This window comes from Prevotella sp. CAG:592, from assembly GCF_000436015.1.
GTDB lineage: Bacteria > Bacteroidota > Bacteroidia > Bacteroidales > Bacteroidaceae > Prevotella > Prevotella pectinovora.
In genome coordinates, this window is the sequence record NZ_FR892503.1 from 1 (window position 1) to 714 (window position 714).

1 protein-coding gene is annotated in these 714 nt (G+C 35.9%); it reads right to left on the minus strand.

Annotation, left to right across the window (positions count from 1 at the left end; all coding sequences use genetic code 11):
- Positions 1-273: 273 nt before the first annotated feature.
- Positions 274-519 (minus strand): hypothetical protein, encoded by a 246-nt coding sequence (locus QVO99_RS01450; protein WP_288176855.1) that lies wholly within the window; start codon positions 517-519, stop codon positions 274-276.
- Positions 520-714: the final 195 nt, after the last annotated feature.

The window sequence follows — 714 nt, forward strand, 5'->3', positions numbered from 1 at the left end:
TGATACTTTTATGATACTTTTCTGTAAATTATTCAGAAAAGTATCATTTCCATATAATCCTTGTGTTCAAGGACTTATGCAAGCTGATGCCCACGGAATGATACTTTGACACTTTAGGCTGAAGAAACTTATACGTGTGCGCGCGAGAAAGCCATACGGAAGTAAGACAACATTATCCTGATTCTGTTCGCCACAAAAAGCAAGTCAATTGCACAATTTTGTCTCATTTACGCAGAAAAAGAACAACCCTGTAGTTGTGTTTTCTCGTAAAAATCAGTTATCTTTGTAAGCGAAATGGCAATAGCCATAATGACGATAAAAAAAATACAAGTAAGATTTGCCAGTACTCGCTCCTGTTCTTGCCAACAATATATCACGATTATTCACAAGATAGTTATCTGTTAAAACACCATCTGGAGAAACAATGTCCTTATCTGTGTAGGTGGATGATGCTTCGTCTATATCCGTGATACGAATATATTTGTTTACACCATCATAGTTTTTTGCAGCAGTGTTCATGCCATAGTCAAAACCTGTTGCAATATCACCAAATTTTGTTTTTACCCACTCTCCCTGAAACTCCTTAAATCTGAGATTTGGGACATCAGAGGTCTATTTTCTCTAATTATTATGTACACCTTCAAAATTAAGGATTACAATGACAAAAAAAACAATTAGGGAAATTGCGTTGGCTTGGAAAAGTGACAAGCAACG

Excerpts from the sequence above, each read along its gene's own strand:
- QVO99_RS01450 (WP_288176855.1), bottom strand. The coding sequence starts at position 519 with ATGAACACTGCTGCAAAAAACTATGATGGTGTAAACAAATATATTCGT.